Below are 21636 nucleotides of genomic sequence, written 5' to 3'. Positions count from 1 at the left end.
AATATGGCGGGGAAACAGCGAATCTGCCGGCGGTTCAAAAAAAATCCGGCGATTTGTACGTAATTTTCCTAAAATACCTGTCCTATCAGAACAAGCCGGTGTATAGCCCGTTAAAAAGGGGCAGCCGGCCAAGAGGGTTTAAGCGACATGACAGCCATCCACGCCAAAATCAGGGAGCTACAGCTCCAAATTGCACGTTGCGAAAATGAACAGGCATTCTCCGCCCTGTTCCGGCTGCTGTATGACCGCCTGCTCCGGTTCTGTATCCAATACGTCAACTCCCGCGAAGCGGCCGAAGAGATCGTGTCGGACGTGTTTGTGAAACTCTGGAACCGCCGCAAAGAACTGGAGCATATCGCAAACCTGGAAGTATATCTTTTCGTGGCCGTAAAAAACCACTCCCTCAACTATCTCGAACAATTTTCCGCCCTGCGTATTACCCCGCTGGACAATGGCCAGGCACAGCTCAGCTCCCCCGCGGACCCTGAAAAGGAAATGGAATGGAAAGAAATGCACCTGAAGCTGGACCAGGAGGTGAACCGCCTGCCGGACCAGTGCCGCAAAGTATTCCGGCTGATCCGCGATGAAGGTTTCCGCTACAAGGATGTGGCCGTGATCCTCAACATCAGCCCCAGGACGGTGGAGACGCAGCTTTTCCGGGCTATCCGCAGGCTCAATGAAGCGATTGCGCCGTTCCTTTCCGTGAAACCGGGAAAAAAGAAAAATACCCCTTAAAAAAAGAAATTGCCGGTGCGTTTATTACGACACACCGGCAACAGGTAATAGATATAGGGATAGGGTTACAATTGGCGTTGGAAAAAGGACCCTGTCAATTTGAAAGGCGGCCTGGTTACAATAATGTCACTGGGATAATAGCCGCCCGTATTATTGCCCCACAGCTGCGCTTTGGCCGCGGACAATGTTCCTTTTATCAGCACGTTTTCTATATAAGTTTCCACTGTGATCGTATGATCATCCACGGGAAATATAGCCGGCGATATATATCCATCCAATTCCCCGATGCCTGAACCTTCGTTTATGGTAATATTGGCGTTCGGGCCATAAGAAAGGTCATCGGTATTGGTTTTGTAAGCGTAACTTCCCACTCCGGTAAATTCCGTGATGTTAAACGCCATGGCGGACATAATGAATGGAGAGGCCGATGAAGCCCCGTTCAACATAGCAACAGCGTTCCCGAAGTACCAGGTACTATTGGCATCGGTAGTTCCTTCAAAAGACAAAGTATCATTGAGGTAGATCTCCATATGGTTATAGGTCAGCGTAAACCCAAGGCCTTTAAAAGTTGTTCTTTTGGCAGGATTGATTTTGTTCCTGATGCTCAGATCGTCTATATAACCCGCTACCACGTGGGTGGCCGTATCAAACACTTCCAGTCTTAGGGCCATATCAAAAATAAAATTGTCTTTGCCCGTACTGAAATTGGCATCGGGGAAGACATCGCTGGTATTTCCTTTGGTGTATTTAATGTTCACATCCCCGCCTTCCATTACGGCGTTATTGGTAATCGTGTATTTTCCGGGAACGGGCTCTCCCTTTTCATTCAGGGGAAATTGAACCTGCAGCTTCTGATAACTATCCCGGTTGTTGTTGTCATCCAGGCGCACAACCAGCTCAAAGCCGGTACGATAACGGTGGAATGCGGAGGGCGCACCATAAGGATCAAATGTCCGTTGGGCGATCATACTGGTTTTCAGTTCAGTCCCGTTATAATTAAACGTTACGTTCTTCAGGTCATTTGACAGCGGCGGCGGGGGAGGAGGACCGGGAACGGGCTTTTCTATGAAATCAAAAACAGGTTCCTGTTTGGCGCAACCGCCTATGATCAAAGCAAGTATCATTAAGATGCCTGCCAGTTTTATTACTTTATTCGTTTTCATTTGTCTGGTTTTATTGCATTATAACTTGATACCCACCCCCAGCGTGAAGTAGGTGCCTTCATACGATGACTGGTACAGGTTGTCAACGGCATCGAACGCGCCTTCGGACGCCTTGTATTTGCCATCCCTGTTAACGTCTTGTAATTGCATGCTGCGGGCATTCAGCAGGTTCTGGATGCCTCCTTTCAGTTCCCATGATTTTGAAAGGTTCTTTGAAAAGGTCAGGTCGAGCAGGTGCTGGGGCATTTCATAAATGCTGGGGTAGTCTGTGTTGCCGATCCCGAAAAGCCTTTTGCCGATCACGTTGTAGGAAGCGGTCAGTTTGAGCCCTTTATCTTCATCGGTATAATTGATGGAGCCGTTGACGAGGTAAGGCGATTGCCCGTACATGGGCCTTTCTTTGTCCTGTATGCCCGCTCTTGATCCAAGGTTCACCCTGCTGTGCACATAGGCGGCATTAAAGAGAACAGAGAGTTTTTGCAGTTGTTTGGATGCCCAGTTCCTGTCCGAAAAGAAACGGTCCAGGCTCAAAACGATGTCCAGTTCCGCGCCATAATTTTTCGCGGATTCGGCATTGCCCCATTGGAAATTATTACGGCTGCTGGTGCCAACATAATAATAGAACTCTACCGGGTTTTTAAATTCTTTGTAAAAAACGCCGAGGCTGATCATTTCTCCGGGACCGGGATAGTGCTCCACGCGCAGGTCCAGGTTGCTGATATCCGTTTGTGTTTTCAGGTTGGGGTTGCCGTAGGCCATTCTGCCGGTGTAATAATCTTTATAAAAGAAGCTGGCTATTTCCCTGAATTCGGGGCGGTTCAGCGTTTTCGAATAAGCGGCCCGCACAAGGCTGGTACTGTTCAGGTTGTAAGTGATATTGACGGATGGCAGCACGCTGGTGTGCTCCTTGTGCAGATCGATTTTTTCCTTGGCGAGATCGCCGGTGGTTTCCCAGGCAAAAGTGTGAAGCTCCTGCGTGTTTTTTTCTATCCTGACGCCGCCGCTGATTTTCCATGACCTGATGGGAATCTCCGCGGAAAGATATCCCGCCTGTAAACGGTTAGAAGCTGTATAACTGTTTTGGCGGCCAAAGTTCTCGCCCACCACGTATCCGGGACCGTACCGGGGCTCGTCTTTAAGATACCCGAGTTGTATAAACTCGAACGTACGGCCTTTGTCTTCCACAAAAATGCCGGCTTTCAGCTGCGGGGTAATGCCGAGGAATTCGAAATGCTGAGTAATGTCCAGCCCGAAGGTTTTGGCGGTATCGGGAAGGGTAATGTACTGGCGGCCACGGTTTGCAATGGACACGATGTCATGGTTCAGCTCACGTTCTCTCATGGAATAATCGCCGTAATAAATGGCCGTATCAGCGGAAAATTCCCTGCTGCGCTGATCGGGATCGGTGTATTTTGTCTGGTTGTACGCCAGCAGCCAGCTGATCTCTGTTTTTTTATTAAAAAACTTATGATTCCCGCTTAATTGTCCCAGGTAAGTGCCCCTGTAGGTATTCGTAAATACTTTCTGGGCCATGTACCCTTCATCAGAATCTGAGGCCTCCGGGCCGGCGATGCCGGACCGGTTGACGTGCGCCGAACTGCCCAGGTGGGTATACAGGTTTTTAAATTCAATCGTGTGATTGGCGCCTATGGCCAGTGAAAGATTCACCAGGCCGTTCAGCCGGACGGCGTGCTCATAAGCCTGGTCTGAGAAAGTATACTCCCGGGTGAATGTTTCATCGCCTATCACATCGTCCGTACCGCCGATATACTTACCGGTGTTTCGCAGGATGACCTGGTAGCGGTAGGTGTTCGAGTGGCTGAACGCGGACACAACACCGAGCTGCACATCGTTGCCCAGGGAGAAGCGGCGGGCAAAGTCAATATTCAGGCGGGTATCCATCGGCGCATTTTTTTGTCCGGCTTCCCAGTTGTTATTCACCAGTTTGGTGAGGCTACGGCGTTGCTCAACCGGCAGCAGGTCTATGCGCCCGTTCGCATCTCTCGCGTTTTTAAATGCGGTTGGCAGATTGTAGGTCCCATCGTCATATCCCAGCCAGGATTTGCCGCCCTGGGGCTGTTCGTAGAATTCTTTTAAAGTAGTGCCTTGCCTGTACGAGGTTTGAAAAGACACGTTGAAGAAGTTTTTTACCGGCATACCCGTGGTATACACTTTTACCAGGCCGCCCGCGAAATCACCGGGCAGTTCTGGCATTGCGGTTTTGTATACCATGATCCGGTCTATCATACCGCTGGGCATAATATCAAAAGAAAAGGCACGGCTGTCCGCCTCGAAACTTGGCGCGGTTGTGCCATTCAGCATCACCGTGTTATATCGCTGCGGAAGGCCGCGCACGACAATAAAACGGTTGTTCAGCACACTTACCGCGGGAATCCGGCGCACTACCTCGGCGGCGTCCCTGTCCTGGCTGCGGCTGATCTGCTCCCTGGAGATGCCGCTCACCACGGCGTCCGCCTCCCGGATCTCGGTGATGATGGCGGCAATGGAGCCGGTTTCTTTGATGCGCCGGGAAGATACGGTCACCGTACCCAGCTGGCCTTTTGATCTTTTCAGCGGAATGTCGAGCGTAAAAATTTCATCATCCTTTATCGTAATTTCTGTGATCTTTTTATTGCCATAACCAACGGAAGAAATTTCCGCTTCATATTGCCCTTTGGGCAGGCTGAGGGTAAAAATGCCGTTCTCGTCCGTGGTAACGCCTTTGCCGCCGATGCGGATGGTAACGCCAGGGAGGGGCTGGGCATCTTCTTCATCCATGATCTTCCCGGTGATGATGCCGGGGCTCTTTTTGGGAACGGGCGCCGGTTGCGTCTGTTTACCGGGGTTTTTCTTTACGAGCCAGGCCGTACCTCTTTTCTCGGCATCAAAGGGAATATCCGCGAGCAGCCCGGTTAAGATCTGTTCCACCGTCCTTTTGCTGTATTCCGATGGCTGAACGACGGCGCCGTTGATCTCTTCCAGGTTGTAGGCGATACTGGTGCCGGTAATCTTCCGAAGCAGGCTCAGCGCCTTTTCCAGGCTTCCCTGTTCAAATTTTACCGAATACCGGGCTTCCTGCGCCCGGGTAATTGCAGGCGGCAGGAGCAGCAGCATGGTGAGCACCGGGAGGGCAAATAATCTTCCCGGTAGTTGTTTCAACCATTTTAGTAGCATAACTTCGTTTTTTACTTTTGTTTTTACAATTGAAAAATGGCATTGGCCCTGTTCTGAGCAGGGCTTTTGCTTTTATGGCGGTTAATAAATCTCTATCGCGGTTGCGCTCAGCACCCGGAAGCGGCAGCCCGCAAAGCCGCAAAACACTTCCATGATCTCGTTGGCCGGTTGTTTCCTGGAAAAGTTGATGCTGACATTCGTTTGCAATTCCTTTTGCCCCAGCCGTGAGGTGAGGGTGATTCCATACTGGTTTTCAAGCAAAAGGGCCAGGTCGCTGAACCGGAGATTTTCATATTCCCATTCTCCCCTGGACCAGCTGGTAATATTTTCGGTGGCTACGTTGTGCGAGACGGCGAAATTTTTGCCGGCTTTATGATAACGGATGGCCTGTGCTCTGGTGAGCGTACCCAGCGCGCCGCCCGGTTTCGAGACGGCCACTTTGCCGGATACCACGCTGATGCGGATGTCTTCCCCCTTGTCATAGCTGTTGATATTGAAGGCTGTTCCCAATACGGTGGTGGTCAGGCTGTCGCCGGTGAGTACAGTGAAGGGATGGGCTTCGTCGCGGGTGACGGTGAACAATGCTTCGCCTGAAAGACGCAGCTGGCGGTGACCGGCAAAATCCGGGTGATAATCCAGTTTCGAGTTGGCATTGAGCAATACCACCGAGCCGTCCGGCAAGGTCACCTGTTTAATTTCTCCTTTGCCCGTAACGAGCGCCAGGAACACAACCGGGCTTTCACTGCCGCTGAATACATCCCTGATCTTTCCGGCATGGCGGATACCCAGGCCAACGGCAAGCAATATACCGGCCCATACGGCCACCGAACGCCAGCGCGGTAAGGCCCGCAGGAGGGGCAGTTTCCGGGGTTCGGCCATGCGGTGCACGGATGGTTCGTCCTGCAGGTGGTGAATGTTCGCCAGCAGCCGGGATGTATCGTCCGGGCTAAGGTGGAGGTCCGCTTTACTTACATCGCCGCCTTTTTCAAACCATTCTTCGATGATGGCCCTTTCCTGCGGCGTGCAGTTACCGGCGATATACCGGTCTAACAGTTCCCTGAAACGTTGTTCTGTATGCATAATACTTTCTTTGTTCGCAGCGATGCCGGGGGCACCCCTCATGAGGATAGAGAAAGAAATGCAAAAGCTGACTACTCCGGAAAACGGAGTTAATGATTTGGTAATATTGGCGGGGGAGTGGCCTTAGAAAAGCAGGAAACAGGCGGGGGCCAGTGAAAGCAGGAGGGAAAAAAAAAGGGAGGTGAGCCTGGATACAACATGGCGCAGGCGTTTGCGCACTTTAGAAAGATGGTTTCTGACGGTATGCGGGGAGATCAGCAGGCGCTCCGCTATCTCCTGGATGCTCATGCCTTCCTCCGTGTTCAGCAGGTATACTTTTTTCATCTGCTCCGGGAGCCCGGCTATTTCACCGGCCACGGAGGTATCGATGCTGCGGATCTTCCCGGCCGTATATACTTCAGGGTGGGTAGCGGCCCCGGTTTGATCATTGAGCAGTTCTGTGAACAGGTCCAGGCTTTCCGGGCGGGCGTTGTTTACTTTAATATACCGCAACGTACGGTAGCGTACCGCGCTGTACAGGTAATTGAAGAGGGATTGTTGAATAGTGATGTCCATCCTCTTTTCCCAGATATCCAGGAACACTTCCTGGATAATATCCTCCGCATCGGCCCTGCTACGGATATGCTTGTACGCCATTGCAAAAAGAGGCGGCGCATACCGGTGGTACACAAGGTCGAAAGCGGAACGGTCGCCCTGTTTCACCTGCTGCCATAATACTGTATCGTTTTGAGTGCCTGCTGCCATGTGCCGTCCGTTCTTTTACCTGCGTTGCCGAAAAATAAGGTGGCTTGCGGGATAAAGATACCCGGGGCATATTATCAAAAGGTTAAGGGATGGGTAAGGGGTGGCGGGGAAAACAATATTGGGACCGGCCTGGATGGTGTGATATTCAGCGCATTACGGGGAGGGGGAATATTTTTTTATTTCCTGTACGTAATTCCTGCATTCCGCCTGTCCTTATACTACAACAGCACAATGATGATCAACGAAGAACAATTCATAGAACTGGTGGCCAGGAAACTGGCAGGGCAAGCTACGCCGGCTGAATTGACAGAACTGGAAGAGCTGTTGCAACAGGAAGACCTGAAAGAACGCTACCAGTTTCTCCAGCAGTATTTCTCCGCGCCTGAAGGGCAGTCTTCTGCGGACACGGAGCAGGCGCTGGAAAAAACGCTGGACCGGATACGTACAGGGGACGGCCTTTCATCCGCATATAATTCCGAAATGTGGCAGGAATCACCCGGCCGCCGCAGATGGCCCTTGTATACCGCAGCCGCTGCCGCCGTAGCGGCATTGATCGCGGTGTTCCTTTACACCCGGCACGATCTTCCCGCTACATCCGCACCCACCGCACAGGCTGTGCAGGACACGGCGCAATGGCTCAACCGGCAGAACGGCAAGGCTACCCGCGCGGTGATAGAACTGGCGGACGGCAGTAAAATATGGCTGAATGCGGAAAGCAGGCTTTCTTACCCGGAAGTGTTTTCGCGCACGAGCCGCGAAGTATACCTCAGCGGCGAAGCATTTTTTGAAGTAGCGAAGGACCAGGAGCGCCCTTTTATCGTTCACCTCGCCAAAGGCACGGTACAGGTGTTAGGCACTTCTTTCAACGTGCGTGCGTATGACAATGAGCCGGTGCAAACCTCCGTCACCACCGGGAAAGTAGCCTTTATACCGAAATACGAGAATAGCAACCAGCCGCCGGACACCTTTTATATCACACCCGATCAGAAAGTAACCTATCGCCATACCGCGGATGATATTGTAAAAGAAAACACTTCAGGCCAGGACGATAAAGCATGGACCGAAGGCCGCCTTGTATTCCGCGATGCATCGCTGGAGGATATCTGCCGCGAGCTGGAACGGACCTTTGGGAAAAAAGTCATTTTTGAATCGGAGGGGCCACGGTATTTCCGGATGACCGGATCATTCCAGAACAATAATTTGCAGGACATTTTATATTACCTGGCGAAATCCAGGCAGTTCAGATACAAAGTCACGGACAGCACCCTGCTGATCGGTGAGTAACCACGTCAATCAAAATAGTTAATAAATCAATTTCGCTACCGTTATGAAAGAAAGACCACAACCTAACGTGGGGCCTTTCCGTTCGTTGTTCCTGATGTTATGCATATGCCTTACCGTGATGGGCCTGCCCGGCCTTCAAGCGCAGCATATTTACGCGGCCAACACCGGCACAACAGGAACGCAACAGGCAAAGGAAACCCAGAAACCGCTGGACAAGCGCATCAGCCTCCAGGTAAAAGACACCCGGCTCACCGATGTGCTCGAAAAGATCGAACAGCAGACGGCGTATGTATTTGTATTCTCGAACGACGAGATACCCGCCGCCAGGAAGATCACCCTCAATGTAAAGGACAAAAGGCTCGAAGAAGTGCTGGAGATGATATGCTCCCCGCTGGCCATCCGCTACGAGCTGATCAGCAACAAGATCATCCTGAAACAGGGAAACGCCGCCAGCACCGTAAATTCACAGCAGGACGACGTGACCATATCCGGTCGGGTGGTGAGTGATAACGGTGAAGGTATCCCTGGTGTAAATGTTCGCCTGCAAGGTGCTCCTACTATCGGCACTGTTACCAACGAACAAGGTAATTTCACATTAAAGATCCCCGATTCGGCAACAGACGGTACATTACTCTGCACTTCAGTTGGTTTTCTTCCTGCCGCCGTGCCCATCAGCCGCCGCACCAGCATTACCATCCTGCTCACCACCGATTCCAAAGAACTGAGCGAAGTGGTGATCACCGCATACGGTTCCCAGCGCAAAAAACAGGTGACCGCCGCTATCAGCACTATCTCTACCAAAGACATTGAAAGCAGGCCGGTATCCAACATGTTCCAGGCATTGCAGGGCACCGCGCCGAACCTTACGCTCCAGCAAAATACCGCTGAACCGGGCGCCGCCATGGTGCTGAATATCCGTGGTGTGGGCAGTCTTACCGGGAATGCCCCCCTCATCATTATTGACGGAGTACAGGCGGGCAACGAAGGTCTGCGCAACCTGAACCCCTATGATGTGGAAAGCATTTCCGTGCTGAAAGACGCCGCGTCTTCCGCCATCTACGGCTCACAGGCCGCGAACGGCGTGATCTACATCACCACCAAAAAAGGGAAAAAGGATGATAAACCTTCCGTTCAGTACAACGGCATGTACGGCTGGCAGATGCCCACCGCATTGCCGCGCCAGGTGGAAGGCTGGGAATTCATGACGCTGAAAAACGAAGCGCTGGTGAACTCCGGCAAAACGCCGCAATACACGCCCGAGCATATCTCCTACTGGGAAAACAGGGGTTCGGAACCGGCTTATGTAAGGGAAATGCTGCGCAAATACACGCCGCAGCAAAACCACAGCCTCAGCCTCACCGGCGGCGGCAAAAGCAGCAGCTACCTGCTTTCGCTGGGTTATGTGAACCAGGGGAATATGTTGCAGAACAAATACATTCCCTCGGACATTGACTTCAACTATAAACGTTACAATGCCCGCGCAAATATTTCCGTGGATGTGAGCAAATATGTGAAGGTGGATATGAACCTCGCCTACACCAAATCCTTCTACAACAAACAGGTGGCGGACATCGGGCTCCTCATCCGCGATGCCATCCGCACCCCGCGCATTTACCCGGTGAAAGATTCACTGGGCAACTATGTAGTGCCTTCGCTGAACAGTAACAACGTGATCGCGCAGCTGGCGCTGGGAGGGTATAACCGCGAAGAGTGGGACAACCTGCTGGGCGGGCTGAACATCACCATCACTCCCGCGAATCACTTTACGGTAAACCTGAACGCTTCAGGCACTTATTCCATCAAAAACTATAAAACACGCGTCAATAAATACAGCTACGCACCTTATTATACTACGGCGAACCCGCCGGTGAACAACGTACAGGCGCAGGCCGAGTACAAAGACCTGGCCACGAACGTATACGCCACGGCTGAATACGAAAATACCTTCGGCAAACATTATGTAAAAGCCCAGGTAGGCGTGCGCAGTGATGCGGTGAACGAATATTACGGTTTCAGCGCCACCCGCTACGCCGGTACGAACCTGGACGATGACTGGACGATCGGCGGAGGATACATCCCCAAACCGGACGGCACGCTGGACTACGCCACCATCGGCACTTACAACAGTATTGTCAATCCCAATCTTTTCGCGCTCAACTCCCTTTTTGGCCGCCTGAACTATGTGTTCAAAGACAAATACCTGGCGGAGTTCACCTGGCGTTACGACGGGTCCAGCAAACTGGCGCCCGGCCACCGCTGGCAGTTCTTCCCCGCCTTCTCACTGGGCTGGCGCGCAACGGACGAAATGTTCCTGGAGAACTTCCGCGACCGTTTCGGCAATGTGAAGTTCAGGTACAGCTGGGGCCAGGTGGGCAACTCCAATATCGGGGGCTTCAACTACCAGGCGCGCGTGAACCTCAACCCGAACAAATACCCGTTCAACAACACCGCCAATCCCGGCGCGGACTTTACACCCTACAACGAATTGCTGGAGTGGGAAATTTCCACCATGAGCAACTACGGCGTGGATGTTGATTTCTTCAACAACAAACTCAGCGCCAGTTTCGACTTCTTCAACAAACGCACCACCGGCATCTACCTTACCCAGGAAGTGCCCGGCACTGCCGGCATCGGCTCCAGCCTGCAAAACGTGGGTGAAGTGGAAAATAAAGGCTGGGAACTGACCGTGAACTACCGCGGCCGCACCGGTCCGGTGAGCCACACCGTAGGCGCCAATTTATCCGATAACCTGAACCGGGTGATCCGCTTCGGGCAGGAATCCATCCGTGGCGCGGACTACGCATACATCATCCGCGAAGGTTTCCCTATCGCTTCTTACTTCGGTTACCGCTCGGATGGTCTTTACCAGAACCTGGATGATATCAAAAACGCGCCTAAAGTACCGTTTGCTTACAACCAGCAGGTACAGCCCGGCGACGTCCGTTACATAGACCGGAACGAGGATGGTGTGATAGATGCGGACGACCGTTACGTGTTCGGGAATCCTTTCCCGCGTTACACTTTCGGGTTCACCTACAACGCTGTGTGGAAGAACTGGGATTTCACCATGTTCTGGCAGGGAGTGGGCAGGCGCTCGCAGTTCCTGAGAGGGGACATCGTGGAAGCCTTTCACAACAACGAAGATCATGCATATGTACAGCACATAGACCGCTGGACGCCCATGAACCCCGGCGCCTCGTACCCGCGGCTTACCATCGGTACGGCGAACGCCAACAATTTCGCTTATTCGGACTACTGGATGTTTGATTCCAAATACCTGCGCCTGAAGAACCTCCAGCTGGGCTACAGTCTGCCAAAATCCGTCACCGGCATTGTGAAGATCCAAAGCGCACGCCTGTACTTCACCAGCCAGAACCTGCTCACGTTTACGCCGAGAAGGTTCCGGGAACTGGGAGTGGACCCTGAGTTCACACAGTACGATGACAAGCTGGGTTTCAGCAATTACAACGCCATCGCAGGCCGTAACTATCCCAATGCCGCAACGTTCGCATTCGGGTTGGATATCAAATTCTGATAAACAGGTTAATGATGAAACCGGGCATCATGCAAGGTTTCATCAGACCTAAAAAAATATCAACGGATGAAAAAAATATTGTTCATACTGGTGTGTACCGCCTCATTGTTCAGCTGCCGTAAACTGGACCAGCCAAACACGCGCGAGTTCACAGACGAAGCCTACTGGCGCGACGCGCAGGATGCGCTGGACGCGCTCACCAGCTGCTACGAAAATATGTCGGATGACGGCCATTTCTTCGGAGATGAAGCCCTCAGTGACAACGCCTTTGTATCCGGCACGGGTTTCAACGGTGTATCGCTCATAGCCGCGGGCAGCTACGATCCTTCCATCGGCAGGGTACGCGGGGAATGGAGCTACCGCTACAGCGCCATCCGCAAATGCAACAACGTGATCCTGAATATAGACCGGGTGCCTTCCATGGACGGGGCGTTGAAAGCGCGCATCATTGCCGAAGCAAGGTTCATCCGGGCATATTCCTACTTTAATATGGCGGACTGGTTTGGCGATGCGCCATTTTACACGAACCTGATCTCCATCGAGGAATCCAAAACGATCGGGCGCACCTCCAAGGCGGAGATCATCAGTTTTGTGCTGAGCGAGCTGGCCGCGATCAGGAACGATCTGCCCGTCAATACCGCGTATGCGGAAAAATACCGTGGCCGCATCACCCGCGGTGCAGCGATTGCGCTAAGCGCCCGGGTAAGGATGTTCAACAGCGAATGGGATGAAGCGAGGAAAGAATGCGAGCTGTTGTTAAATACCACGCAAAACGGTACTTACGCATTGCTGGGCAGTTATAGCAACCTGTTCCTTCCCGCCTATGAGTTCAACAGCGAAACCATCCTCGACCTGCAGTATGGCGGCGGCAGAACGTATGGCACACAACGCAGCTTCCTGCCGCAAACCGTAGCGCTGCTCCGTAGCACACTGGTGCCCACGCAGGACCTGGTGGACGATTATATCATGCTGAACGGCAAAGGCATCAGGGAAGCCGGCTCCGGGTATAACGAAAACAATCCGTATGTGAACCGCGATCCCCGCTTCGCCGCGGCGATCATTTATCACGGCGCCACTATTACCGATTTTGAGAACAAAGTGCAGACTATCCTGACACAGCCCGGCTCCGTGCCGGCCACCAACAGCGTGGACGACCAGGGTGCTTCACCCACCGGTTATTATTTCCGGAAGTTCTACGACGTGACCGCCTCCAATTATAATTCCACCCTCAACCTGCCGGTGCTCCGCTACGCGGACGTGCTGCTGATGTACGCCGAAGCGCTGAACGAACTGGGCACGCTGGATGCGGCTGCCTGGAACAGGACCGTCCGCCTGCTGCGCGTACGCGCCGGCTTTACGGAAGCAACCGCCACGGAATTCCCCGGGGGCACCAAAGAACTGCTCCGTGATGTAGTGCGCAGGGAAAGAAGGGCGGAACTGGCTTTTGAAGGTCTCCGCAGCTTTGACATCCGCCGCTGGAAGATTGCGGAAGCCGTGCTGAACAGACCGGTGAGAGGCATCAAAGTAAGCGGCGGCGCTTTTAACCGCGATCCCAACGGATATATCATCGTGGAAAACAGGACGTTCACCAGCCCGAAACATTACCTCTGGCCCGTACCTACTTTTGAAAGCGACCAGAACAAAAACCTCGGCCAGAATACCGGATGGTAAGAATCACAACAATAAACTCATGTTATGAAAAGATATTTCACCGCAATAACATTTTCCCTGCTCGCCCTCTTCATGACGGCCTGCAAAAAGGACGACTATACCCTCAACACGAACCTGAAGCCGGTGGAGCGGCTCACCGCCCCGGTCAATAACAAATTCACCAAGCTGCAGCCCGCCACCAGTGCTGCGGTAAGCTTCGAGTGGGACCAGGCCCGCGCGGAAGACGGTTCGCTCGTGCTCTACGAAGTAGTGTTCGACAAAGAATCCGGCGACTTCAGCGCACCGCTGGCACGCATCGCCTCGGACGGCGGCGGTATCCAGAACAAACTCACCCTCAGCCACAAGGACCTGAACACGCTGGCCGCCAAAGCAGGCATTCCCGCGCTGGGCCTTGGCAAGCTGAAATGGAATGTGTCCTCCAGTAAAGGGTTTAATATCCAGCCTTCCACGGAAACCAGGACCATTGAACTGGAAAGGCCCGCTGGTTTTGCGGAAATACCCGTGGACGTATTCCTGACCGGCACCGCTACCGAAGCGGGGGACGCCACCGCGAATGCATTACAAATGAAGATGCTGACCGCGGGTGTGTTTGAAATATACACCTCGCTGAAAGACGGCACCTTCGAATTCATCGACCGCAAGACCGGTACGCCGAATAACTTTTATATGGACGGGGAACTGCTGAAAGAAAAAGGGAAAAGCACGCACGCGGGAGGCACCAAAGCAATCCGCATCCGCCTGGACTTCAATAATGCTACCGCCACCGCTACCGAGATACTGAGCATCGGCCTCTGGTTCGCCCCTGATGACAAGTTCCTTTTCGAAACCGCCTATGCAGGCGCGGGTAAGTGGGGCGCCACGGATAAAAACATTACGTTCAGGCAGGAGTCATGGGGCCGGGACGAGCGTTATAAATTCCGGATGCGCGTGAAAAACGCCGCCGGCACGGAAAGCGATGAATGGATAGGCAGCTCGAACCAGGACAATAACCGTCCCACCAGCACCACGCCGCCTTCTTTTTACGAGCTGAAGGCCATTACGAACAACGACCGCTGGAACTATTGTTATAAGTTCAAAACGGAAGTGGATACTAAAAACTGCGATGTAAACCTGTTCTTTTACACGGACAAAAACTACACGCACGAAATCATCATAAAATAAAGACGCTTTATGAACATACCGTTCAAACTATTCATCTGCGCCGCTTTGATCACTTCCCTGGGAGCCTGCCTGAAAGAGCCGGTGGACGACGGGCCGGGCCCGGGCGCAGGGAAAAAGCCCGTCTCCCAGAACTGGGCGAAAAATGCTGATTCCGCGTATGTATCCCTGATGGGTAACTTCTACAACCAGGGCGGCAAATATTATAACGAAAACAGCGCCGGCAAACCCGACTTCCACTACTGGCGAAACGCACATGCACTGGACGTATTGGTGGACGCATTCATCCGTACGAACGACCCGCAGGTGAAAACCCGTATGGACGACCTGCTGGAAGGCATCCGCGTAAAAAACGGCAACAGTTATATCAATCATTATTACGATGATATGGAATGGCTGGCCCTGGCCTGCATCCGCGCTTACGAAGTGACCAGCGACGCGAAATATAAAACCACCGCTGAACTCCTGTGGACGGATATCAAAACCGGCTGGGACGAAACCTGGGGCGGGGGCATCTACTGGAACAAAAACCGGCAGAACAAAAACACGCCCGCCAATGCGCCGGCCTGCATCATCGCCGCGAGGCTCTACCAGCTGAACCAACAGGCGGCAGACCTGGACTGGGCCAAAAAGATCTATCAATGGCAAAAGACCAATCTTGTAGACCCCGCCACCGGCCTGGTATGGGACGGGCTGGATGGAAACGGTACGAACAAAGACTGGAAGTTTACCTACAACCAGGGCGTATACATCGGCTCAGGCGTGGAGTTGTACAAGATCACCGGCGAGGCCGTGTACCTGAATGACGCGCTCAGGACGGCCAATAATTCACTGACCGGGGATCTCACGCAAGGCAATATCATGAAGGATGAAGGCGGGGGAGATGGCGGCCTGTTCAAAGGCATACTGGTGCGGAACCTTATGCTGCTGATCACAGACGGCAACATCAGCGCCACAGACAAAACAAAGTTTGTAAACTTCCTGAAGCTGAATGCAGAAACATTGTGGACGCAGGGTACGTCCCGCCCCGCGATCATTTTCGGGCCTAAATGGACGAGCGTAGTGACCACGACGGACCTGAGCACACAGCTGAGCGGCGCCATGCTGATAGAAGCGGCGGCGAGATTAAAAGCTTTAGGATTGATCGAGTAGAATCATATCATGGAGAATAAGCCGCCCGGGTTTCCGGGCGGCTTATTTTGTTATTTGATGATCTCTATTTTCTGCCGGTCGATGATCATGTTATTGTTGTCCGTATCGTAGAACACCAGTATGTACATGCCGGACGCGAGATTGGGTACGGATACCTGCGTGTTGGTAACGCTGATCTGCGTTTTACCCATCAGCCTGCCGCTCATGTCGAACATTTCCATCCTGATAAGGTTGCGTACGCCGAAGAGGCTTACGTTGAACTGTCCCCTGTTTGGATTGGGGGATACGGTGATCTCATAATAGTTCGGCACGGCGCGGATAGGGGAGTAAGCACTGTCCCCGTTGCGACTGACGGTCTTCAGCCGGTAATAACTCCAGTTGTCATAATAGTTATCGTCCAGGTACTGGTAACTCCGGTTCACCTGGCTGGTGCCGGTGGGCGTTTGCGGGGGTACGATGGCGATGGTGCGGAAATCAACTTCGTTCTCGCGCCTGCGCTCCAGCTCATAATGGAGCACATTCAATTCATGCAGGGTAAGCCAGGTGGTTTGCACCCAGCGGATGTCTCTCCTGAAGGCATCGAATATCAGCGATATGGAGAACCTGGGTATGGGCGGTCTGGTTTTGGTGAGCAGGGAAAGGAACAGGTTGTTCACCGCGGAAAAACTCCGTGTATGTATGGCAGCCTGCGCCACGGGCTGGCCTGTGGTAAAGGTGCCTGAACGTGTAAAGCCTGCGGGCCTTACGGTATCCCAGCCTGTGACGGCATCGTATCGTGTCACAAAGCTGCTGTCCGCATTCGCCGCATAACCGGCATCTTCTTCCGGGGGATTGTGCTGGAGCCATACGATCGTTTGCGTGCCGGACTGGGGGCGGGCATGCGTTATGTGCCAGGTTTTCAGCACGCGGTTGTCATTTAGCAACGGCCCGGTCTGCGCGTTGGCGTATACGTTGTCGAACACTCTCGCGGCAAAGTTGCCCGCCACCGCGCCGCTGTAACGCAACGCCATCGGTGTGTAGCTGCCCGCGCCGGTGCCCACCGGGAATATAACCTGGCCGGTCGCAGCGTTCACTTGCCGGCGGTACAGGAAACCGCCATAAGGCGTGCTGCCGGTGACGATAAAACGTTTGTCCGAATAACCGGTGATGGTGCCGGGAGAAGCCTCGCCCACGGAGATATTCCAGCCGTTTAGAATGATGTGCCCGTTTTCGAAATGGAGGTTGTGCCGGATGCTGAGATCGCTCAGGTCCGCGAGTTGTACGCCGGAAGGGTTGTTGATGCTGAGGTTTGGGAAACTGGAGCCGCTGTTGCCTGAAGCGCTGTAGCCTCCGAATATGTACTGCATGGAAACGCCGGAATCCTGTGGCGGCATAAAACGGAAGACACCGGCATTGGCCGGCAGGGACGGGTTATAGAATCGCTCGTCTGGCAGGCGCGACCCTTCGCTGTTGCTCCACATCTGCCCGTAAAACATCACCACCGCGCCAACGGATGAACCAAACCGGCCCCGGTTGTCGAGGTTGCCGAATATGGAAATGGTATCCGCTCTGTGCGCCATGATATCCGCGCCCGGCGGGATGAATACGCCGGACTGCCCGCTGGCTGCATGACTGAGGAGCATCAGCAGCAGTGATATGAAAAGTGATATGTGGGTTTTATGTTGCAATATGTTTGCCCTGTTTAGTTCCCTTCCACCTTAATGTAAATCCGGGTGTTGACGTCTGAATGAGCACCCAGTCCTTCTGCTATCAGCAAGGTGGAGTTACTTTCCAGTACTCTGATAGTGATTGCTGTATTCGTGTTGCTCACAACTGATACGACCGGTGTAGTGGTAATGCTGCTTCCTCCCTTGGCGGTAACCTGGATATTCAGGATGTTGGTGAATATGACATTAGTGGGGATCGTTATGGTTTGAAGACCGGTAGTTGCATTTGCGGCGTTCTGTACCTCTGCTACCCAGACCTTTGTTACCGCATCAAGAACAGCGGTTGTCCCTGAGCCACTATAGATCACAGGTGATGATGGGGCTCTCACCACCTTTCCCATTCCATCCACGCCTAATGCGCCTGCGCCGACCGTTGCCGGAGAGGCGGACGTAAGATTTTCCAACCGTAATCCCCCTTCATTGGCTGTGCCTGTTCTCACATGCAGTTGTGTGCTGGGCGCCGTTGTACCAATGCCCACCTCGCCGGTTGCGGCGATGCGCATACGTTCCTGGTTGTTTGTGATAAAGGGGAGCGCAAAATTATTCACCGGGCCCAGCGTGCTGGTGGAGGCCAGTGTATTGCCGTTCAGCAGCCAGCCTGTGGTAGGCACAGGAGTGGAAGCGTCCGTCATCTGCCGCCAGGCACCGCCTTTGCGTACCAGTATGCTGCTCAGCGGCATGTAATAAAGGATAGTGCCGTCCGGCGCTGCTGCCAGTGTAGTCACGAGCGTATCCGGCACGCGGGGCAATAAAAGGCCCTGCCTGCTGCTTTCAAGTTCGAGTAGGGAAGATTTGCTGATGCTGGCCGGATTGCCGCCCAGCTTTAGTTGCGCCCGGAGGGCGGCAGGTTGCCACACGCAGACAAACAACAGCAATACCATCCAACCGCTAGGCCGTATGTTCATAGACGTTTGTTTGATGAGGCGTTATTTTTTGATCACAAACCAGTTCGCTCCGTCTGTCTGTAAGGTTACAAACGTCCAGTCGTTGTAGATGATGTAATTGGTGCCGCCGTCTATGGTGCCGCCTGTGGGGGTGATGGTCACCGCATTGTCGATACCGCCGGTGCCTACTTTTTTGATCGTGTAGATCCTCCCGCTGATATTCGTAACCGGTGGAAGGGTGATGGTGAGCGCCCCGCCCGTGGCATCCGCCAGTACGGTGTTGTCCGTTTCGGTAACGGGATAGTTCGTATTTGTTTTGGTGATATTGGCGGACATGGAGCCGTTCAGCTGGAAAGTGGAGTTGGCCGCTGTGCCCTGTGCCAGTCCCACGCTGAGTGTATCCCTGAAGTTTTTCGCGCCGCCGAAAGTCTGTGCAATGGTGGATACGCCGCCCGGGTTGGTAGCGTCCGCCGCATGCAGCCGGATGGAGTCCAGGTTGAGGCTCAGGCCGGTGGCGGAAGTGGTGTTGGAAAATGCGGTGGCCAGTATCCGGGAACGCGCGGAGGAATCGAACCGCAGCCAGTCCGCATACGACAGGAAACCGCGGGAAACCGCACCGCTGCCGTTCTGCGTGGGTACGTTGAAAGTATGTACGCCGGCGGCCGAAGTGATGGTGAGGTCGGTGGAAACAATACTGTCCGTCCGGAAGGTCTGCACGGAGTCCCGCTGCCCGTTCAGCGATACGATCGCATTGCTGAACGCCGCTTCGGAAATGGTCCTTTGCAGCAGCATACCGGTGGCCGGGTCTATCACCATCACCTGTACCTGGTTCGTGCCCTGTGGGATCACGTTGGTGCCAACGGTGATGTTTCCGCCGCCGGTCAGTCTCAGGCGTTCCGCATTATTGGTCCTGAAGATCACCGGCTGCTGGTTCGTGGTACCAAGGAAATTCACGGCGGAATCAAGACCGGTATTACCGAGAATGTTCCAGTTAGCGCTGTTGCCCACGCTGTCCGCGGACATCCGTTGCCAGAGCGAATTTTTACGGATGAACAGGCTGGCGGAATCGGATACGTAAATGATCATACCATCCGGTGCGGTGTTCAGCGGTGCAAGGGTCAGATTGCCGCCGGGTATCCGTGGCAATAAAAGACCCTGGCGGGTGCTTTCCAGTTCCAGGATGGAGGATCTGTTGATCTGGCTGGGGTTAGAACCGACCTTCAACTGTGCGGATGCGATGCAGCTAATAAATAGCAACCCTGCCGCAAGAATGATGTGTTTCATGCAGGTGTGTTTGGTTTTTAATAAGAATTGCTTGCTGAGACGGTTCGGATTGCCTGGATATCGGTTACGGTTCTACTGTAGGTGTTGTTTTGGTTCAATCAAATAGTATGCGCTACGGGTTATTTTGGAGCATACTCCGGGGCAAATGTATTCCTTTCATTCCTATCCCCGGATAATACGAGTGTGCTATTTTTTTACAATAACTTATTGCTGTTATGTGTCAATAATTATAAATACTAACAAAGCTGTTTGGATTTTGTTCTGGTGGCCGGGTATGGCGATTGACACAAACAAAAAGGAGCAGTATGGAAATACCACTCCTTTACCGGTTACAATTAAAGTCTGAGTATTGGTAGGGCGGCTGTAGTTAATAACTTACGGCCGTCCTGTTTGAATACGGGATAAACAGGTCAGGGTTTGGACAGGGTGAATATTCTGGGAGGGATGTATGCCCTGGGGAAAAGTTGTCTTTCCCCCCCGCGCATCAGATATATTTTCCCGGAAGCATCTTTCCCAAGGAACCTTACATTACCTCCGCCCTGGATGAAACCGTAGTTTACATATTTGGCCGGGCCGGTCAGCTGGTTTTGCACTGGCAGCAGGGCACCGTCGCTGGTCCCCGAGGAGTAACAGCCCCGCTCAATTCCCGCATAGGCATACAGGTAGGCCAATTCAGGGTTTATGGAGGCAATACTGTAGGAATTAATGAACAACATTTCCTTTCGCGAGATCGGGAGATAATCACCGGGCTCCACAACGGAAAAAGAAGTGAATAATCCGGATTCCTTTTCCATCCTTCTTTCCTTTAAGGTATCAAATGAAGCGAATGTGAAATTGACGTTGGCATCCACGTAATCCGTCGGTTCAAGAGATTCCAGGTCCAGTACGGTGATGCCGGTAGAGCGTGGCCAGACATTATTGTGCTCATGGGCTACAAAAGCAGCCGAACCGTCCTCCGTAAACCCGAACATATACTCCGTTTTGAACAGGTTCACCTGGCTTTCCTTTTGCTCAAATAAGGGTGTGATCTTACCCTGATCGCCGAGCCGGCAAAAATAGTCTTTGTCATAGGCATAGGAGATGAAATTATGAAAGAGCAGGCGGCCTTTGGCATCCACTTTCAGGTAATCGGCAAACACGGGCACCTGGGCAACCGGCCCGCCATAGCTTTGCAGCACCGGCCTGATGTTGCCTGTAGGATAATCCCATTCAATATCCATTTCACTTTCCGTTTTATTCAGCAGGGTAACGGCGCCGCTGGCAAGATCTTTTTTGACCAGGTAGTTCACCCTGTTATAATTGTCGGGCGCGGTCACGGTGCTTGAAAAAGAGAGGTACAACAGCGTATTGTCGGGGCTTGGTGCGGCACCGCTGATTTCCTTGATCGTCACTGCCTCGCCGTTTATGATGATGCCGTCTTCTTTTTGCAGCAATAGTTCCATCCGGCCGTTCACCAGGCGGTACACATCCCAGGCGCTACATAAATAAACAGTGCCGTCCGGGGTAACATGCAGGGCTGTTTTGAAGTAGAAACCGGATTTGGTGTAAGTTCTGTATCGCTGCAGGAAGTTGGGCATATCTGTCGTCCCGTTGAATATTTCCGTTACGATAAGCGTGGTGTCCGGCTGGGAGCCTCCGGCGCCCGGCACTACGATATTCACGTCCGGCCCCTGGTGGCGGTACGGCCCGCAGGTAACCACAAGCGGTTGAGGGCCCGCGCCCATGCCGGGTGTTACGACAAACTTTGCTATTTCCAGCGTGTATTGATCGCCTGTGGCAAAATAGGTATAAGGCATGCTGTCACGGTAAACGGTCACCGCGTCTTCTTTTCCCAGCCTGATAACGCCTCCTTTTGAAAGGTTCAGCCGGCCGGAGATGGTAACGGTATCACCGGGCTTCACGTCTTTGGGATAAGGGATGTTCGTGCCATCCGGCAGGGTGATGCCGGTGGTGCTGATGCTGGGTTGTGCGTACTGCGCCTTCAGGTCATCGTCTACTTTGCGGCAGGCTGAAACGGCCAGTAAAACCAGCAGGGTATATGTAAGGAAAGAGGAGTGTTTCATGTG

General features: G+C 53.1%; 14 protein-coding genes. 6 read left to right on the top strand and 8 right to left on the bottom strand.

Translation table 11 applies throughout. From position 1 onward, the window contains the following. The first annotated feature begins 147 nt into the window (after nucleotides 1-147). Nucleotides 148-735, top strand: a complete 588-nt coding sequence (locus tag EG028_RS17075; RefSeq protein ID WP_120517831.1) for an RNA polymerase sigma-70 factor — start codon at nucleotides 148-150, stop codon at nucleotides 733-735. Nucleotides 736-800: 65 nt separating this feature from the next. On the opposite strand, the gene EG028_RS17070 is transcribed toward EG028_RS17075, so the two are convergent. From EG028_RS17070 to EG028_RS17055, 4 genes are all read right to left on the bottom strand, one after another. Further along, nucleotides 801-1898, bottom strand: a complete 1098-nt coding sequence (locus tag EG028_RS17070) for a hypothetical protein (RefSeq protein WP_120517832.1) — start codon at nucleotides 1896-1898, stop codon at nucleotides 801-803. An 18-nt stretch (nucleotides 1899-1916) separates the two neighbouring features. Beyond that, entirely contained in the window at nucleotides 1917-5072 is a 3156-nt protein-coding gene (locus tag EG028_RS17065) for a TonB-dependent receptor (protein ID WP_120517833.1), read from the bottom strand. A gap of 81 nt (nucleotides 5073-5153) precedes the next feature. After that, complete coding sequence (locus EG028_RS17060; RefSeq protein ID WP_162946562.1) at nucleotides 5154-6152, bottom strand: FecR family protein; 999 nt, start codon at nucleotides 6150-6152, stop codon at nucleotides 5154-5156. Between the two features lie 123 nt (nucleotides 6153-6275). Then, nucleotides 6276-6896 (bottom strand): RNA polymerase sigma factor, encoded by a 621-nt coding sequence (locus tag EG028_RS17055; protein WP_120517835.1) that lies wholly within the window; start codon nucleotides 6894-6896, stop codon nucleotides 6276-6278. A gap of 231 nt (nucleotides 6897-7127) precedes the next feature. Between EG028_RS17055 and EG028_RS17050 the strand changes: the two genes are divergently transcribed. The 5 genes from EG028_RS17050 (at nucleotide 7128) to EG028_RS17030 (ending at nucleotide 15696) form a co-directional block, all read left to right on the top strand. Continuing rightward, a complete protein-coding gene (locus tag EG028_RS17050) occupies nucleotides 7128-8180 on the top strand; it encodes a FecR family protein (protein WP_123864699.1) in 1053 nt (350 codons plus the stop codon). 43 nt (nucleotides 8181-8223) lie between these two features. Next, a complete protein-coding gene (locus EG028_RS17045) occupies nucleotides 8224-11715 on the top strand; it encodes a SusC/RagA family TonB-linked outer membrane protein (RefSeq protein WP_120517837.1) in 3492 nt (1163 codons plus the stop codon). A 66-nt stretch (nucleotides 11716-11781) separates the two neighbouring features. Next, entirely contained in the window at nucleotides 11782-13386 is a 1605-nt protein-coding gene (locus EG028_RS17040) for a RagB/SusD family nutrient uptake outer membrane protein (RefSeq protein WP_120517838.1), read from the top strand. A gap of 24 nt (nucleotides 13387-13410) precedes the next feature. Then, on the top strand, nucleotides 13411-14547 hold the full coding sequence (locus tag EG028_RS17035) for a SusE domain-containing protein (protein WP_120517839.1): 1137 nt from the start codon (nucleotides 13411-13413) through the stop codon (nucleotides 14545-14547). Between the two features lie 9 nt (nucleotides 14548-14556). Next, nucleotides 14557-15696, top strand: a complete 1140-nt coding sequence (locus EG028_RS17030) for a glycoside hydrolase family 76 protein (protein WP_120517840.1) — start codon at nucleotides 14557-14559, stop codon at nucleotides 15694-15696. Between the two features lie 50 nt (nucleotides 15697-15746). On the opposite strand, the gene EG028_RS17025 is transcribed toward EG028_RS17030, so the two are convergent. The 4 genes from EG028_RS17025 to EG028_RS17010 form a co-directional block, all read right to left on the bottom strand. Further along, entirely contained in the window at nucleotides 15747-17318 is a 1572-nt protein-coding gene (locus EG028_RS17025; RefSeq protein ID WP_120517841.1) for a T9SS type A sorting domain-containing protein, read from the bottom strand. Nucleotides 17319-17377: 59 nt separating this feature from the next. After that, a complete protein-coding gene (locus EG028_RS17020) occupies nucleotides 17378-18307 on the bottom strand; it encodes a hypothetical protein (RefSeq protein ID WP_123864698.1) in 930 nt (309 codons plus the stop codon). Between the two features lie 21 nt (nucleotides 18308-18328). Beyond that, the gene (locus EG028_RS17015) at nucleotides 18329-19570 is read right to left on the bottom strand and encodes a hypothetical protein (protein WP_123864697.1); all 1242 of its coding nucleotides are present in this window, start codon (nucleotides 19568-19570) and stop codon (nucleotides 18329-18331) included. Between the two features lie 410 nt (nucleotides 19571-19980). Then, the gene (locus EG028_RS17010) at nucleotides 19981-21633 is read right to left on the bottom strand and encodes a hypothetical protein (RefSeq protein WP_120517844.1); all 1653 of its coding nucleotides are present in this window, start codon (nucleotides 21631-21633) and stop codon (nucleotides 19981-19983) included. Nucleotides 21634-21636 lie beyond the last annotated feature (3 nt).

It is taken from the genome of Chitinophaga barathri, from assembly GCF_003807585.1.
In the GTDB taxonomy this organism is placed as follows: Bacteria; Bacteroidota; Bacteroidia; order Chitinophagales; family Chitinophagaceae; genus Chitinophaga; species Chitinophaga barathri.
The sequence above is the reverse complement of the archived record's forward strand: the minus strand, read 5'-3'. Positions and strand labels throughout refer to the sequence as shown.

Excerpts from the sequence above, each read along its gene's own strand:
- EG028_RS17020 (WP_123864698.1), bottom strand. The coding sequence starts at position 18,307 with ATGAACATACGGCCTAGCGGTTGGATGGTATTGCTGTTGTTTGTCTGC.
- EG028_RS17045 (WP_120517837.1), top strand. The coding sequence starts at position 8,224 with ATGAAAGAAAGACCACAACCTAACGTGGGGCCTTTCCGTTCGTTGTTC.
- EG028_RS17065 (WP_120517833.1), bottom strand. The coding sequence starts at position 5,072 with ATGCTACTAAAATGGTTGAAACAACTACCGGGAAGATTATTTGCCCTC.
- EG028_RS17035 (WP_120517839.1), top strand. The coding sequence starts at position 13,411 with ATGAAAAGATATTTCACCGCAATAACATTTTCCCTGCTCGCCCTCTTC.
- EG028_RS17040 (WP_120517838.1), top strand. The coding sequence starts at position 11,782 with ATGAAAAAAATATTGTTCATACTGGTGTGTACCGCCTCATTGTTCAGC.
- EG028_RS17030 (WP_120517840.1), top strand. The coding sequence starts at position 14,557 with ATGAACATACCGTTCAAACTATTCATCTGCGCCGCTTTGATCACTTCC.
- EG028_RS17055 (WP_120517835.1), bottom strand. The coding sequence starts at position 6,896 with ATGGCAGCAGGCACTCAAAACGATACAGTATTATGGCAGCAGGTGAAA.
- EG028_RS17050 (WP_123864699.1), top strand. The coding sequence starts at position 7,128 with ATGATGATCAACGAAGAACAATTCATAGAACTGGTGGCCAGGAAACTG.
- EG028_RS17010 (WP_120517844.1), bottom strand. The coding sequence starts at position 21,633 with ATGAAACACTCCTCTTTCCTTACATATACCCTGCTGGTTTTACTGGCC.
- EG028_RS17070 (WP_120517832.1), bottom strand. The coding sequence starts at position 1,898 with ATGAAAACGAATAAAGTAATAAAACTGGCAGGCATCTTAATGATACTT.
- EG028_RS17060 (WP_162946562.1), bottom strand. The coding sequence starts at position 6,152 with ATGCATACAGAACAACGTTTCAGGGAACTGTTAGACCGGTATATCGCC.
- EG028_RS17025 (WP_120517841.1), bottom strand. The coding sequence starts at position 17,318 with ATGCTCCTCAGTCATGCAGCCAGCGGGCAGTCCGGCGTATTCATCCCG.
- EG028_RS17015 (WP_123864697.1), bottom strand. The coding sequence starts at position 19,570 with ATGAAACACATCATTCTTGCGGCAGGGTTGCTATTTATTAGCTGCATC.
- EG028_RS17075 (WP_120517831.1), top strand. The coding sequence starts at position 148 with ATGACAGCCATCCACGCCAAAATCAGGGAGCTACAGCTCCAAATTGCA.